17 protein-coding genes are annotated in these 15,039 nt (G+C 68.5%); 15 read left to right on the top strand and 2 right to left on the bottom strand.

All coding sequences use genetic code 11. The features are described 5' to 3' along the window. Window positions 1-117: 117 nt before the first annotated feature. From ACZ4UB_RS38890 to ACZ4UB_RS38820, 15 genes are all read left to right on the top strand, one after another. Entirely contained in the window at window positions 118-324 is a 207-nt protein-coding gene (locus ACZ4UB_RS38890) for a hypothetical protein (protein WP_468077915.1), read from the top strand. Window positions 325-335: 11 nt separating this feature from the next. Then, complete coding sequence (locus tag ACZ4UB_RS38885) at window positions 336-473, top strand: hypothetical protein (protein WP_468077913.1); 138 nt, start codon at window positions 336-338, stop codon at window positions 471-473. Between the two features lie 68 nt (window positions 474-541). After that, complete coding sequence (locus tag ACZ4UB_RS38880) at window positions 542-892, top strand: hypothetical protein (RefSeq protein WP_468077911.1); 351 nt, start codon at window positions 542-544, stop codon at window positions 890-892. A gap of 16 nt (window positions 893-908) precedes the next feature. Then, the gene (locus ACZ4UB_RS38875) at window positions 909-1,061 is read left to right on the top strand and encodes a hypothetical protein (protein WP_468077909.1); all 153 of its coding nucleotides are present in this window, start codon (window positions 909-911) and stop codon (window positions 1,059-1,061) included. Between the two features lie 233 nt (window positions 1,062-1,294). After that, complete coding sequence (locus ACZ4UB_RS38870) at window positions 1,295-1,774, top strand: hypothetical protein (protein WP_468077907.1); 480 nt, start codon at window positions 1,295-1,297, stop codon at window positions 1,772-1,774. Continuing rightward, complete coding sequence (locus ACZ4UB_RS38865; RefSeq protein ID WP_468077905.1) at window positions 1,771-2,199, top strand: hypothetical protein; 429 nt, start codon at window positions 1,771-1,773, stop codon at window positions 2,197-2,199. Before ACZ4UB_RS38870 ends, ACZ4UB_RS38865 begins: the two co-directional genes overlap by 4 nt. A 2-nt stretch (window positions 2,200-2,201) precedes the next feature. Further along, window positions 2,202-2,588 carry an RRQRL motif-containing zinc-binding protein gene (locus ACZ4UB_RS38860; RefSeq protein WP_468077903.1) on the top strand — a complete coding sequence of 129 codons (387 nt, stop codon included), beginning with the start codon at window positions 2,202-2,204 and terminating at the stop codon, window positions 2,586-2,588. 9 nt (window positions 2,589-2,597) lie between these two features. Continuing rightward, window positions 2,598-3,695 carry a hypothetical protein gene (locus tag ACZ4UB_RS38855; protein WP_468077900.1) on the top strand — a complete coding sequence of 366 codons (1,098 nt, stop codon included), beginning with the start codon at window positions 2,598-2,600 and terminating at the stop codon, window positions 3,693-3,695. Window positions 3,696-4,018: 323 nt separating this feature from the next. Further along, window positions 4,019-5,641: an FtsK/SpoIIIE domain-containing protein gene (locus ACZ4UB_RS38850; protein WP_468077898.1), complete on the top strand. Its 1,623-nt coding sequence runs from the start codon at window positions 4,019-4,021 to the stop codon at window positions 5,639-5,641. Between the two features lie 145 nt (window positions 5,642-5,786). After that, window positions 5,787-6,797 carry a C40 family peptidase gene (locus ACZ4UB_RS38845; RefSeq protein WP_468077896.1) on the top strand — a complete coding sequence of 337 codons (1,011 nt, stop codon included), beginning with the start codon at window positions 5,787-5,789 and terminating at the stop codon, window positions 6,795-6,797. 1 nt (window position 6,798) lies between these two features. Further along, window positions 6,799-7,110, top strand: coding sequence for a hypothetical protein (locus ACZ4UB_RS38840; RefSeq protein ID WP_468077894.1), 312 nt, complete (start codon window positions 6,799-6,801; stop codon window positions 7,108-7,110). 36 nt (window positions 7,111-7,146) lie between these two features. Then, complete coding sequence (locus ACZ4UB_RS38835) at window positions 7,147-8,418, top strand: hypothetical protein (protein ID WP_468077892.1); 1,272 nt, start codon at window positions 7,147-7,149, stop codon at window positions 8,416-8,418. Between the two features lie 11 nt (window positions 8,419-8,429). Beyond that, window positions 8,430-9,542: a hypothetical protein gene (locus ACZ4UB_RS38830; RefSeq protein WP_468077890.1), complete on the top strand. Its 1,113-nt coding sequence runs from the start codon at window positions 8,430-8,432 to the stop codon at window positions 9,540-9,542. Next, on the top strand, window positions 9,539-11,776 hold the full coding sequence (locus tag ACZ4UB_RS38825; RefSeq protein WP_468077888.1) for a hypothetical protein: 2,238 nt from the start codon (window positions 9,539-9,541) through the stop codon (window positions 11,774-11,776). Before ACZ4UB_RS38830 ends, ACZ4UB_RS38825 begins: the two co-directional genes overlap by 4 nt. A 123-nt stretch (window positions 11,777-11,899) precedes the next feature. Further along, the gene (locus ACZ4UB_RS38820) at window positions 11,900-12,379 is read left to right on the top strand and encodes a Pycsar system effector family protein (protein ID WP_468077886.1); all 480 of its coding nucleotides are present in this window, start codon (window positions 11,900-11,902) and stop codon (window positions 12,377-12,379) included. Window positions 12,380-12,658: 279 nt separating this feature from the next. Here ACZ4UB_RS38820 and ACZ4UB_RS38815 read toward each other — a convergent pair whose 3' ends face one another. After that, window positions 12,659-13,603, bottom strand: a complete 945-nt coding sequence (locus ACZ4UB_RS38815; protein ID WP_468077884.1) for a hypothetical protein — start codon at window positions 13,601-13,603, stop codon at window positions 12,659-12,661. Then, window positions 13,600-14,520 carry a ParA family protein gene (locus tag ACZ4UB_RS38810; protein WP_468077882.1) on the bottom strand — a complete coding sequence of 307 codons (921 nt, stop codon included), beginning with the start codon at window positions 14,518-14,520 and terminating at the stop codon, window positions 13,600-13,602. The genes ACZ4UB_RS38815 and ACZ4UB_RS38810 overlap by 4 nt, the downstream gene beginning before the upstream one ends. Window positions 14,521-15,039: the final 519 nt, after the last annotated feature.

The following is a 15,039-nucleotide window of genomic DNA, read 5'->3' as shown; positions in this document are numbered from 1 at the left end:
TCGGCCTGGGTCCCCCCTGTCCCCCACCCCCCCCCCCCCCCCCCCCCCCCCCCCCCCCCCCCCCCCCCCCCCCCCCCCCCCCCCCGGGGCCCACGGATTCCACCTGGAGGCAGCACCATGACCGACCGCCCCCGTCCCTCCAGCGACGACGACCAGGACGACCACGAGGCCCCGCCCATGCTGACGCTCCGCGTCAGCCGCGACGGCGGCCGCACCTACGGACCGGCCCGGGTGGTTCCGGCCGGGTCCGACCTCGCCCCGCTGCTCGTGTCCGAGTGGCCGCCGTGCGAGTGCCCCCGGCACTGCCCCCCGACCCCGACATAGGGAGTCCAGCCATGAGCACCACCACGTACGTGATCGGCCTGCTCCTGGCCGTCGCCTCCTTCGCGGCGGTCACGGGCGGTCTGATCCTCCTCGTGGTCTGCGGCCCCCGCCCGGTCCGTCTCCCCCGCCACGACCGGCACGCTCGCTGACCCACCCCCACCCACCCAATCCGAAAGGACCCGCCGTGTTATTCCGTCAACGCCACCAGGAGACCCCCGTGACCGACCCCATGCCGATCAACCCGGACCCCACTCCCCCCGTTCCGGCCCCCGCGGTCCGGGTCATGCGGTTTGCGACCGTGGGCGCTGCCGTGGTTGAGGTGCACACCATCAGGTTCTCCACCACGGTCACGTGGAAGGGCCGCCCGTACGTCGATCGGGAGAACCCCCGGGAGGTCGACGGGTTCCAGTGGCGGTGTGGCGGTTGCGGCGCGACCGGCGCCACGGACGGATCCCCCGGCCCCCGCTGGGACTACGGCCGTTACCTCCCCGACGAGTGGGAACTGGCCCGCACGGACGCCAACACCCACGCGAGCAGCTGCCGGGCGATGGACCCGGCCGCACTCTGACCCGAGGGGATCCGACATGACCGACGCCCGAGAGCCGGTACAGCTCGCCGCCGACGTGATCCGCGAGGCCGTGACCTGTGACCGGCCGCAGTGCACGCCCGACGACCACCACCGGTACGTCACCGAGAACATGCAGATCGCCAGCGAGCTGACCAACAAGCAGGCGTAGGCGACAGGGGGTTCGCCCCTGCACCCCGGCCGTGCGGCTCCCGCCAGGCGGGAGCGCAGGCCAGGTTCCCGCCTCACCGTGCGGCACCCGCGCACACCGGCCGCCCGCACCGCGGGCGGCCGGTCTTCGTGCCTGCGCCGGTCCGGGGAGGATCCGGGCCACGACGCACAAGGGGCATCGCGCGCCGCTTCCGTTCTCCGACTTCGCCATCTGATCCCGAGGGGGAAACTTCGATGTACCGCATCGTCCGCACCACCGTGCACGCGGCTCTGCTGGCCGAGCGTGCCGAACTCGATCAGGCCCGCGCCGACCGGGACCAGGCGCTGACCGAGCTGGACCGGACCCGCGCCGAGGCCGGCGAGGCTCAGCGCGACCTCGAAACCGGCATGCTGGCGGTGATCCGGCAGGTGACCGCCGAGCGGGATGAAGCCCGCAAGCAGGTCCTCTTGGACGCTGAGGACCGCGTGGCCCTGCGCATGATGCTCCGCACGGCGCGGAAGCTGCTGAACCAGCAGACCTCGGAGCGCGTCTACGGGCTGTTCCGGTACGGCGTGCTGCACAGCCTGCACCGCAGCGTGGAGAACGCGGAAAGCGCGGCCGAGGCCGAGGGGGCCGCGCGCGACAGCTGGACCACCGCCCGTCCGGGCGCGGCGCTCCCGCCGGCCGCCGAGGTTGCCTGGCGCGTGCAGCCGTTCGCCCTGAGCGCCCCGTGAAGCCGACGGGCGGGGAGTCCCCGCGCTACACGCTCAGGCTCGGACGGAACGGCGTGGACGGTCCCGGCTGGGAGCTGGACGGTGACATCGTCGCCTCCCACCCGGTGTTCGTCCCGCACGACTTCGACCGGAACGTCGAAGGTGCCATGGACTGGGCAGAGGGCCTGATCGGCTCCCGCCAGGACTGGCGGCACAAGCGGGTCGGCGGATCTTCCCAGTGGGAGGCTGGCACGCTTCCGGAGTACGACGTCCCGGACATCCAGACCTTCGGCGAGGTCTACAAGCTCCAGGTCCAGACGGACTCTCGCGGTGCCGTACTCGTCGCCTACACCCGGGATGCCGAGACCGGCGCCGTCACCCGCTCGCAGCTCCGCGTCGACCCGGCGGGATCCGCGTACATCCGTCGGCGCCTCGCCGGGGCGTGACCGTGAGGTTCTTCGACCCGGACGGGGCCGAGTTCGGGATCCCGACCTACCCGCGCCGACTCGCCCCGGACGGATACGCGACGCGCCGGCAACTGCGCGCCAAGGGACTGCGCCCCGGCGGTCAGGCCGTTGCCGCGCAGATCCTTTGGCTCGGCCGACGCCCGCCGGGTGAGCGTGAGCGCCTGGTCCGCGTCGCCTACCTCTACCGGATTGACCTGGCGCTGCCGGTCCGGCCGATGACCCCGGGCCGGCGGCGCGCGGTCGCCGCGATGATGCGCGCCCGCCGCACCTGCCCGGACTGCACCGTCACCTTCAACTACGTACTTCCGACGTCCCTGGGCCGTTGCTGCCCGGGGTGCGCCGGCGACCCGGTCGCACTCGCGGCCTAGGAGGCAAGCATGTTCAAGAGGAACACACCGGCACCGACGCAGCCGCCGGCGTCGTGGCGTCCGTCGCCGCGCACGCTCGTGCTCGCGGTCCTGGGCGCGATCACGGTGGGTGTGGCCGCGCTGTCGGTGCACGTGAGCTACGGGATCATCGTCCCCCGCTTCGGGGATTGGGCGGTGCCCACCGTGATCGCGCTGGACGCCCTGTGGGTGGTGGCCCAGGCGACGGAAGTCCTGGCTCGGGCGAACCGGGAACGGGCCAGGCGCCCGCAGTACGCGGGCATGGCTCTCACCGCGGTCATCGCCGCGATCCCGACGGCCGACCTGGCCGTGACGCTGACCCGCACGGGCCAACCCTTCGACCTGGCCGTGGTGCTCGCCCCCACGGCGATCGTGCTGACCAAGTGGGCGTGGTGGGTGGTCCTGCCCTCCCTGGGCCGCCAGACGTCGGCCGGCACGCGGGCGACGATCGAGACCCGCCGCCAGGAGGTGGCCGATCAGCTGGAGGTGATGGAGGCCGACGCCGGGCACCGCATCGAGCTGTTGCGCGTCGCCACGGATCTCCAGCAGCGAGTCACGGCCGCCGAGACCGAGTTCCGTCTCGCTGCGCTCACCGCGCAGCAGAAGCTGACCGAGCAGCTGCACGCGCAGGCCGAGACGACGTCCAAGACCCTCAGCGAGAAGCCGTTGCCCGCGCTGGTGGGGCAGATCGCGATGCCGGAGCTGACGGGGTGGGCGCCGAGTGCGCCGATGCTGCCCGCCGCACCCGACGTCACGGACGACACGCAGGTCAGCGCCACGGCCGGGCCGCCGGCCGTCACGCGCGTCACGCTCGCAGAGTTGGCGGCCGTCGCGGGCGTCCCGGTGCCCGACCCCGAGAGCGAGCTGCCTCTCACCGATGCGCAGCTAGAGGTGGTGCTCCGTCACCAGCGCCACCGCACCGACCCCCCCAGCTCCTACCGGCAGAGCGCCACCGCGCTCCGGAAGGCCGGCTTCAGCGCCAGCGAGAAGCGGATCCGCCACACCTGGCGCGCCGTCATGACGCAGGAGGGTGTGGAGGACCCGGAGATGGACGGCGCGGACGACGACGCGGACGCCGACGCCCGCTGATCTATCGCCCGATCTGAGTAATCCGAAAGGGGCGATTTTCAGCCCCCCAGCAATACCCGCCAGTAGGGGAGATTGAGCCCCCGGCGCGTCCGGCACCATCGGCGCAGCACGTTCCCCGCACGCGCGGGGAACGTGCTGGGCCGTGACTGCCGGAAATGCGGTCAACTGCGCTGAACCGGCGAGCCATTGGTGAGCGGCATACGGAATCCATTCCCCGCCGCAGACCCGAAACGGCAGACCCGGAGGAGGCCGAAAAAATACCCAACTCGCATATGCGGGAACGGGTTATCATCAGCGATTCACGATCTTGCCTTGGGGGGAATATGGGAAAAAAGAGACAAGAGCAAGAGGAGGACTTCTACGGGAACGCCGCCGGACTGATCGGCGGACTGGTCATGGTCTTCGGCGCGCTGATGCTCGTGAAGATCAAAACCGGTCTGCCCTGGCCCGTCGCGGTCCTCCTGGTCGTGGCCGTTCTGACCGGTCTCGGCTACGCGGCCTGGAAGGTGAAGACCACCTTCCAGCGACGCTGGAACAGCAAGCCCACACAGGCGCCGGCCCCGGCCCCGTCCGCGGCCTTCGCGCAGGAGGCTCTGCCCGACGCCGAGCCAGCGCACCCGGAGCTGACCAAAGCGCTGGTCCGCACCAACGTGATTGGCAAGGAAGAGATCATCAAGCTGGCCGATGTCCAGGCCGAGACCCTGGCGGTCGGCGGGACCCGGTACAAGTTCCTGTTGCCCGAGGGTGGCGTGCACGAGTCGGTGTCCAAAAACCTTGGGCCAATCGGTTCGATGCTGGGCGTCACCAGAATGCATCTCAAACTGCAAACGTCCAGGGAGAGCGAGCGAGAGATCACGCTTCTCAAGCTGGATAAACCGCCGTTCACCCGCCCGTTTGATCCGCCGACCCGCAGTGAAATCCTTGCGTTCAAAGGCGCCCCCCTCGGTCATGACGTGACCGCAGAAATCGCGGGACTCCCCACCTTTGTCGGGGGGTCCGTGCTGGTCGCGGCCATGACGCAAATGGGCAAGACGACTTTTCTCGTGGGTCTTCTGACCTGTCTCCTTATCGCCTCCGGCGGCGAAGTCGATCTCGTTATGATCGACGGAAAGGGCGGCGCGGATCTCGCTCCGTTCGCTCCGGTCGCGATCAGCTACGAAGCGTCGTCTAATCCGGACGTCTTCGAAAAGCTTCTGGACGTGGAAAACGCAGAAGTCACGCGACGCTACGAACTCTCCAGAAAGGCAAAGGAAGCCCGCCAGCCCGCGCCGAAATTCCGGCACAGGTTTGTCGTGATCGATGAGGCGGCGGACTTCTTTCGGAGTGATGGACGCCCGGAATCGAAAGCCAGGGCAGCGCGCATTGAAGAGAAAGCGCGGCTGCTGGTATCTAAGTCACTGGAAGCTGGATACACGGTCTTCCTGCTGACTCAGCGCCCGGAAGACAGTGCGCTCCCAGTCATCGTCAGGGCGCAATTCCTCCACCGCGTGTGCCTGTACGTAGAAAGTGAAGGATCCGCGAAAGTCGCCCTCGGTGACAAATACTTCAGCACGGTCGCGCCCATCAACCCGGTACTCCTCAACCCGAACATCAAGGGTCAGGGAGTCCTCTTCACGGGTGGCACATCACAACTCATCCGTGGCTTCGACTTCCCGGAAACCTTCATCTGGGAAGTGATCGATGAAGTGGTTGAGCGGCGAAAAGCCAAGATCGCCGAAACGCCACAATCGCCCCTCGCGCAGGCAATCAACCTCATGCACGCCAGGGGGGTCAAGTTCCTGCCTACAGCGGACTTGGTCGCATTCTTCGAAATCGAGGAAGAAAGCACGGGAGAGGCGGGCGTGGAACTCAGCAATCGTCTGGGCGTGCAACCCGGAAGGGGAACCGGAGGGGTCCGCGGCTACAGGCTTGCCGACCTCACCGAGGCCGCTTTGTCCGATTCGTGACCCTGTCACTGGGGCCCGCCAGACCCCTGTCACTACCCCGCCACTAGTGACGGGGTCGCCCACCTGAGTGACGGGGGTAGTGACGGGCCCTAGTGACGGGCCTGACCAGCAAAAACACCCAGAAGGGCATCCCAGGGGGGAAACCTTGAAAACCAACGCTGTGGGCCTGGCTGGGCTGACGCTGGGCGCGATGGCCGCGGTCATCCTGGCCGCGCTCGGCCAGGCCGCCGGAGGGACCGCCGCGGGCCAGATGCTCGGCCTGTCCCTGTCCGTCCCCAGCCAATACAAAAGCCTTATTGAGCGCGCGGGGCAAACCTGCCCCGACGTCAGCCCGAACCTGGTGGCGGCGCTCCTCAAAACCGAATCCGAATTCAACCCCAAAGCGACCTCACCCGTCGGTGCCCAGGGCATCGCCCAATTCATGCCTTCCACATGGGAAGGCGTCGCCGTCGATGGCAACGGCGACGGAAAGCGCGACGTGTGGAACCCCGAGGACGCGATTCCCTCGGCGGGAAAATACCTGTGCGAAATCGCCAAAGACGTCAAAGACGTCCCCGGCGACAAGCAGAGCAATATTCTCGCAGGCTACAACGCAGGCGCACCGGCCGTAATAAAGTACGGCGGCGTACCGCCCTACGCGGAAACGCAGTCGTACGTCAAGGCCATCAACGCACTCGCCAGCACACCGGCCGCCGGAACCGGCACCACACCGACCGATGACCAAATCGCAACCGCCATCAATACCGCCGATGGACAGATCGGCGTCCCCTACTCCTGGGGCGGAGGAGATGCAAACGGTCCAAGCACCGGATCCTGCTGCTCCCCGAATGGAAGTTCCGGCGGAGGCATTACCGGTTTCGATTGCTCTGGCCTCGTGGTCTATGCCTACGCGAAAGCTGGTATCTTCCTCCCCCGGACCGCCGCCGAGCAGTACGCCGCAACCGAGCCGGTGAAGCCCGAAAACATGCAAATGGGTGATCTCGTTTTCTATGGGACTACCGCAGAAAACATTCACCACGTCGGTATCTACGTCGGAGGCGGCTACATGATCGAAGCCCCCCGACCCGGCATCGCAGTCCGATACGGCCCCATCAACGCAATGCCCGACCTGTACTCAGGCGGACGCCCCATCGCTCAACCCAAAAAGGAGATCTGACATGCGAGACATCATCCTGGCCCAGGGTGTCGACTTTTCCGGCGGCTTCACGGACTTCTTCGAAACAATTGGCCTTACCGGGTCCGGAGTCATCACCAAGGCAATTGCCGTCGTGATCGTGGTCATCGCGGGAATCATGATGGCCACTCTCCCGAAGGACCCGAAGCGGGCCATGCGCAAGGGCGCCGCCGCAGTCGGCACGTTGTTCGTCGCCGTGATCCTGGCTTTCTACGGCAGCGCCCTTTTCGGCACGGTGACCAAGCCCGGCGCCCCCGCCCCGACCCCCACCGCCAGCACCGCGCCCAAGGCGTGATCCGCCATGGCTAATCCCTGCGACAAAGTCCACGGAATGGCCCGGGACTACTGCAACCGGGGCGGAGGCGGACCACCCCGCTCCGGCGGAGGCGGCGACGCGGGCCCCGGCGGCAACATCATCGACGGAGGCAATACCCAACTCAAAGCCTTCGCTCGATTCCTCATGGACAGTCTCGATCGGCTTATTGCGCCCAAGCATTCGTGGGCGCCTGAGACATCGGACGCCGGGATCTACGGTCCGTTCTTATGGCTCGGTCAACATTTGGCCGTCGCCATCTTCGTCTGTGTCGTTGTGGCGTGCGGTCTGACGGCGTGGCAGGGATCGCCCCGCCTCAAGGAGATGGGCCTGACCACCGGATGGACGTTCGCGGCGGTCATCGGCATGATCTCGGTCCCTGGCATCGTCGCCTTGCTCAACAAGGCGGTGAGCAGCGCCTTTGAGGTGATGTTCAGCAGCGGCGAGGGAAGCCTGCTCGCCGCGATCCGGGCCGACATGGACCATGGGGCGGACAAGGCCAATCCGTTGGCCTGGATGTTCCTCATGGCGGCCCTAGTGGTCGCCCTGGGCATTGCGGGGCTCGTGTTCGCGGTCCGGAGCCTGGCCATTTTGGCGTGGGTCTGCTCCGCACCCCTGGTGCTGGCCTCGCTGGCCAGGGCCGGTGACACCCGCGCGGTCAAGGCGTGGGTGCGGACCCTGCTCGGCCTGATCTTCGCGCCGTTCGCAATGATCCTTGTCACCCCCCTCGTGAAGGGGTTCCAGGGTGCGCTGATCGCGGACGTGGTCCTGCTCGGCATCGCGGACGTCATCATGTTGCGGATGATCTTCCACGGGATTCCGTTCTTCGGGCCGCGGATCGGTCATGCGATCCGGGACGCGGTGGAGCAGAACACGACCAACCGCGTGGCACGGGTGGTGGTCAAGGCGGGCGTGCCCGCGTTCTACGAGAACGAGAACGTTGCCCGTCAGCCCCGCACGGTCGACACCCCGGGCCGGGCCGCGAGCCAGCACGGAGCACTGCTCGCCGGCGCCTACGGGATCCGGGCGAAGCAGCCGCACGGTCAGCTCACCACCCGCTCCGCAGTCGACAAGGCCGAGCGAGAAGCACCACGCCGTCAGCGGCTGACCGAAGCACGGCGCCAGGCCCACGAGGCCGCCGCCGCAGCCCGCCCCCGGCCGTCGGCCGGGGGCGGGCAGTCCGGGCCGGGCCCCGCGCCCGGCCCTGCCGGCGGGCCCCGCCCGCCCCGCACCCCCGCACCCGCACCGAATCCGACCCGTGGGGCGCAGTCCCCGCCCCGCACCCCGTAGGAGGACCCCGCATGTACTCCCTGACGTCCGGCCTTCGCGTCCCGGCCCTACAGCGCGGACTGAGCCCTACTGAACTTGCGCTCGCCAAGGTGAACGCCGGCGTCGGGGGCGTACTGCTCGCATCGGGTTTCGTCACCCCGCCGCCGCTGTGGTCGGTCGGCGCGGTCGGCGCCGCCGCTGTCCTGCTCAACATGGCCCCCGGGCCCCGGTCGCTGGCCCGCTGGGCCGCGGTCGGGTACCGGCGCCTGGCCGAGCGCACCGCCCCGGCCGGCATGACCGACGTGGCCGGCGCCACGATGACGTGGGCCCTCTACCCCGGCCAGGGCACCATGCAGGACCCCGCCCGCCGCGCCGGTTTCCACGCCGCGATCGCCCGCGCGCTGACGTTCGCCGGGTCCCAGGCCCGCGTGGCCGGCATCCAGATCCACGTCACCTACCACTCGACCACCGTTGACGGATACCGCACCCACACCCAGACCATCTCCGTCCACGTCCCCAAGTCGCTCGGCAACCCTGACCGGATCATGGGCACCCTGGAAGCCGAGTTCGCGGCCCTGGGCGTCCTCATCCCCGTGGACGTGGACGCGGTCCCCGCAGTGAGCGAGCGCGGCCCCGGATGGGTCCGCCTTGAGGATGGCCGCTACGCGGCCACCGCCCGCATCACCAGCTGGCCGAGCGAGACGGACGGCGCCTTGATGCCGGACCTGTTGCTCGGCACCTTCAAGGGACTACCCAACCCCAACCCCAGCCGTGAGCCGCTCCCCGACCGCTCCCTGTCGGTGCTCTACCGGCCGCTGACACCGGCGCAGTCCCGGCGCTCCGCGAAGTTGACGCGCGCCATCAGCGAGGCATTTCGGATGGACAAGGTCGCGGCGGACGCGGACTCCATCGCGGACGACACGACGCATGACGCACTCGTCGCTGGTGACTCCCTGATCGACCTGGACGCGTACCTGACCGCCTGGGCAGACAGCCCCAAGGAAGTCACCGCGGCTCGACTGAGCACCGATATCGGCGCCGACCGCCGCCGCATCACCCTGGACTGGCTGGCCGGCCAGCAGCACCGGGCGCACGTGATGACCAGCCCCCACGGGGCGCAGACCAAGAAAGGAGCCGTTCTGTGATCCGCCTCCCCGCCAATGCCGCAGCCGTCACCGCCCCCCTCGTCGCCCCCCTCGATACCTTCCCCGGGATCCCGATCGGCCGTTCCCTCCTCGATGGCCGGGCCTTCCACCTGTCCCCCGTACTGGTGGACCAGAGCGACTTGCCGTCCACCAACGGGATCACCCTGGGCGGTCTTGGATCGGGCAAGTCAGCGACCGATAAAGTCCGTAGCCTGCGGGAGATCCGCCGCCACCAGCACCAATACGTCGTGGTCGACTCATTCGGCGAGGAAAGGGGCGGTGAGTGGACGGCCCTAACCGAAGCGGTCGGCGGACTGGTCGTCAAGGCGGGCGAGTTCACCCTTAACCCCTGCTCGCCGCTGTTGCCCGACGGCGTGTCGGAGGAACTCCTCCGCTCGCTGATCCTCGCGGTGGAGCCCCAGGCCATGACTCCGGAGTCCGCGCATGCGCTCCAGCACGCCGTGCGGAGCCCGAAGGCGGTGGATCTGCGCGGGGTGCGGGACGCCCTGGTCCACCCGGAGGCGGGTACTTGGCCCGTCGCGCAGCTCCGGCGGTGGGGCCGGAGCGCGGCCTTCGCCCTGGACCGCTACATCTCCGGATCGCTGGCCGGCTTGTTCGACGGGGACCACGCGGATCTGCCCCCCGTGGACCTGCCGATGGTTACGTTCGATTTCTCGGCCCTGGACCGCAACTCTCCCGCGATCCCTGCCCTGATGGCCGTGGTGGCCGTGTGGCTTGAGCATGTCTGGCTTCCCCAGGCGCAGGCCAGCCACCGCCACCTTGTTCTTGAAGAGGCCTGGGAGATCCTGCGTAACCCTGCCACCACGGGGTTGATCCAGCGGATCTTGAAGAACAGTCGGAAGGCGTCCCTGTCGATCCAGGCGATCATGCACACCCTCTCCGACCTTGGAGAGGGTAAGGCTCAGGATCTGGCCAAGCTGTGCGAGATCGCGCACATTGGCCGGCTGGCGCCGAAGGAAGCCGCCCTTGTCGGTGAGTTGCTCGGACTTCCTTCGTGGGTTGTGGAGCAGATCCCGCGCCTGGAGCAGGGCGAGGCGGTGTGGAAGGTCGGCCCGCACTACGTGGACATCATCAAGACCGTGCTTCACACCGAGGAGGAGATCCGGCTCACCGACACATCCTCTCGCCGTCGCAAGGCCCAACAGGCCGCAGCCGCTCAGGCCGAGTACGGCAACGACCCGGACGGAATCCTGGAAGACCAGGACCAGGACCAGGACCAGGAGGACGGGGACGATGAGCACGGCCAGGGCCAGGAGCAGGCGAACGAGGAGGAGTTGCCCGGCCACGAAGCCAGTGACTACGTGCTGGCGCCACCGGCCGCGCAGCACGGACGCGACGACGACGGCTGGGAGTTCCAAATGCCGCCTACCGTGATCGACAGTCGTCACCACGACGTCGTCCAGGCCGCACGGGAAGGTCGCCACGCGGAGGCCGCGGACCTAGCGGTCCTGGGCGAATCCCAGGACATCCGGGCGCACGGCATCAACTCCGATCAAGCCGTGTCTTGGCTCTCCACCCGGGCCAAGTTGGCTGAACTGCACGGACGGCCTGACACGGCCACCCTGCTACGGGCTACCGTCACCCGCATGGGCCGAGACGTCGAGTGGTGGGAACAACAACCCGCGGACACCAGCACCCCCGTGCCGGAACCCGCACAGCCGTTGTACGGGACCCCGCCTCCTCCCCCCACCCAAGACCCGACGGGGGAGGATGCCTCGTCGGCACCGCGCCGGCGGATCTGGCCCTACGTCGCCGTGATCGCAGTCCTGGCTCTGACCGCCGGCGGCATCTGGCAGAAAGCCGAGACCGACCGGACGATCGAAGCACGGCAGCAAAAGGCCGCCGCCTACAAGGGCCAATCCGGTGCGAGCGTGCTCATGGACGAGGTCGACGCGGACCTGAGCGCTCGGTGGATTCGGGATCGCGACCGCGTGATCATCCGGCTGAGCGCACCCTTTGAACCTGATGCCAATCTCCTACAGATCGACGTAGCCGGGCAGAACGCGGTGAGTGCTCGGCAAGACGATCGGTACACAAAGCCGCCCGAGCTGGAAGTGCCGGTTAGCGACCCGCTTGCGGACGTCACGGTCCGGATAGTCATCGGCGGTAAGGGCTGGAAGGAAGGTGCCAAAAAGACCGAGCGCACCATCCGTCTGTCCCCTACTGGGGCCGCCTACGACGCGACCACGGGCGAGCGACTTCCCCCCGCCTGACGACTGCTCGGCACGCGCCAAGAGGCCCGGTACCCCCGGAGACGGGGGTACCGGGCCTCTGCCTGTACTCCCGTCTCGGGGTGCGGGCGTACCCGCCACCACTCGCCCCGAGAGGGAGTCACGATGACCACCACTGAGCCCCCGACCACCCGTACGACCGTCCAGCCGGCCGCGTCCGACGCTGCCGCCGCTATCGCCATGATCCGCGAGGAATTGGCGCGGTGCGACACCAAGGCGAGTGTCCTCTTAGCCCTGACCGGGGCCGCCCTGGTCGCGGCCATCTCCGCAGTCAAGGATCTCCCCCGCCTGCACTGGGCCACGGCGGCCGTGGGAGCCGTCGGCCTGGCCGCGCTGCTCACCGCGACCGTGGCCCTGCTCCTCGCGGTCCGCCCGAGTCTCGGCGGGAGCGGCTGGCCGACATGGCACCGGCTCACGCCCGAGCAGCTGGCCGCACGCCTCGTGGCGGGCCCCGCCGTGGACGAGGTGCAGGTTCTCGTCGTGATCGCGGCCGGGAAGTTCGGCAGGATCAGGTACGCGGTCCACACGGTCCTGCTCGGGGTCGCGCTGCTTGCCGTGGGCGCCGGTCTCGCCGTGGTGCTCTGACCGTTCTGCAGGCTGCCTGTGGGGGTCGGGTTAGGGTCGGTGGTAGCCCGTGCCGATATGGCGTGCTCGGGTGAGGCCCGGTGCCCGGACAGATGTCGGGGGCAGTACCACCGGGCCGCCCCAAACGTGGTGTGGTGCTCCGGCCGCGGTCGTCGTGTACGTCAACGGTGGCCGCTGTACGTCTGCGAGATGACGTACACGGACGTCGTGCTTGAACGCGAAGCGGCCCTTGCCCCCGGATCTATCCGGGGGCAAGGGCCGCTTTTTGCGTTCGGGGCGTCAGCTGTTCTTGAGCTTGTTCCGCAGGGTGTTGGAGGCGGCTTTCAGGCTGTCGGAGATCTTCCGGTACTGCTCGGGGTTTCCGGCGTTGCGGCCTGCGAGGAGCGTGGTGCGGGTGATGTCCCGGTTCACCGTGAGAAGGCGCTTGAGTGCGTCTTCGAGGTCGGCGAGGGGGTCACCCACTAGCTCGGCGTCGATCACCTCTGCCGGTTCTCCCGGGGGTGGCGTGCCAATTGGCACGCCGCTGTTCGATTCCTGTTCGGTTTTGGTGTCCAGGACTTTCCTCGCGGTCTCCTCGATCACGGTCCGCTGCTGTGCAGGGAGATCTGGAAGTACTGGCGGCAGCGCGTCGTGGACGGCCCGGATGCTCGCTGCTGTCGGAGTGGACCCAAGCTCGGCCGTCACGTGAGTGAGGACGTCGAAGAGAGTCACAGCAGCCTCGAAGCCGTGTGCCTGCTCTGTGCGCCGCGTCTCGCGGACCTGGCCCGGAGAAGGGATCACGCCAGTGTGCTGGGCGGTCTCCAGAGCCAGGGGGGCACCGGCGCGCAGGCGCCGGGCGTAGGACGCGGAGCGCCCCACCTTGTCCTGTACGTACGCTTCCACCGTCGGGTGCGTCCGGCGCCACCAACGGCCGCGTACCGCCCGCTCCACCGCTTGCGCGATGACCCACAGGGAGGCGTCACCCACGGCGAGAGCGGTCTCGATGACCTGCTCGGTGCGGGCCCGCTGCTCGCTCTCGGTTGGCGACAGGTCGGAGGTGTCGCCGTCCGGCACGGCGCGGACGTCGTCCAGCCGCGGCAGGGACCGTGCCAGGCCCAGCACGGTTTCCACTGCCGTGTCCGGCTCCGAGCCGGCCAGCAGGGACGCCGTACGTGTGGCGACACCGGCGGGCGCGTTCTTGCCCTTGCCCAGGAGTGAGCCAAGCGCGGTGCTGCTGGCGCTCATGCGGTCGCCGCCTGGCCGTGGCCGACGAGGATTCCGGCCGCTCGGTCGTAGTCCCGGACCGCCTTGGACTTCCGGTCGAAGACCCGCAGCGGTGTCTGAGCGAGCTGGCTCGACCCGATCTTGACGCTTGTGCGGGCCGGGATGATCAGGGCGTCCGGATAGCCCTCGGCCACTGCCTCCCCGATCTCCCGGGCGAGTGAGGACTTCTCGAAATCTGTGAGGATGACCGCGGCGACCCGTAGTTCAGGGTTGGGCCGCGCCTGCACGACCTCGATCGTGTCCCTCAGGGCGGACATGCCCACGACGTCCAGGCCGCTGCTGGCCTTGACGGGGATCACGACGTCGTGGGCCGCGACGAGCGCGGACACGGTGAGCAGTCCGAGGGACGGTCCGCTGTCGATGATGGTGACGTCGATCCCGTCGTCCGCCTTGCGCAGGTGATGACGCAGGGTGTTCTGCGCATCGACGGGGTTGCGTGCCTGCACGTCGTCCAGGTCGGGGAAGGACGGCACGAGGTAGAGACCCTGGTACGGGGTGGGGTAGGTGACGTCATCGATGGTGCACTTGATGTCGAAGTACAGGTCAACGAGGGTCGGGCCGTCTTCCCGCTCGCACCGAAGCCAGTGGGTCAGTCCTGCCGCCTGCGGGTCGGCATCGACCAGACGCACCCGCAGCCCCCGCGCCACGAGACCGAGAGCCAGCTCAAGGGCGGTACTGGTCTTCCCTGCCCCGCCCTTCTGGTTGGCCACGGCAATGACCCGCGGCAGGGCACCAGACAGGAATGTTTCCGGGACTACGGGCCCAATCCGCCACTTGTGGTAGGGCGTTGTCGTGTCCCACCGGGTGGTGGTGTTCTGGGAGGCCAGATCGTCAGGCAGCGCCCGGACCTGTACCGTTTCGCTTTGTGTTTCGCGCATAGCCCGACCGTATCGGGTGAGACACCGAAGGCGCTCTGCCCCTGAGGCAGAGCGCCTTCCTTGTCCGGTACGTTCCGGGGCGCTGATGGTGGGCCGGTACACTCTGCCGACACGCTGTTCCGTGTGTCCCTCATGCGGGACGAGCGACCCCTAGGGGGCCCTGCTGCCCCCCAGGGGGGACACATTGGTCCCCCCGTTGGGGTCGGGTTCTGATGGCCGCTCAGCGGGGCGTGTGTGGCGTTTTGGGTTCGGTTGGGGTGCGGGGTGGGTAGGCTCGTCCCCAGCGGGTCGTCCTGGACCGCGGTGGCCATCCTGGTCACGGTGGCGTTCACCGTGGTGCTCTTCCCCACCTGTTGGTGGTTCCCCCGTCTCGACCGCCCTGGGGGCATGGGGTGGTTCTGCCATTGGTACATGCTGCATCAGGTGATGCAGGGCAGCCCCCGGTACTCGTGTCAAATCCGGGATCCTACACAGGCAGTCATCATGATGCAGTCGAGCCACCACCCTCCCCCTTGCCAG

This window comes from Streptomyces sp. NPDC028419 (genome assembly GCF_055565515.1).
Note: the sequence above shows the minus strand (reverse complement) of the source record. Positions and strands in the feature narration are given on the sequence as shown.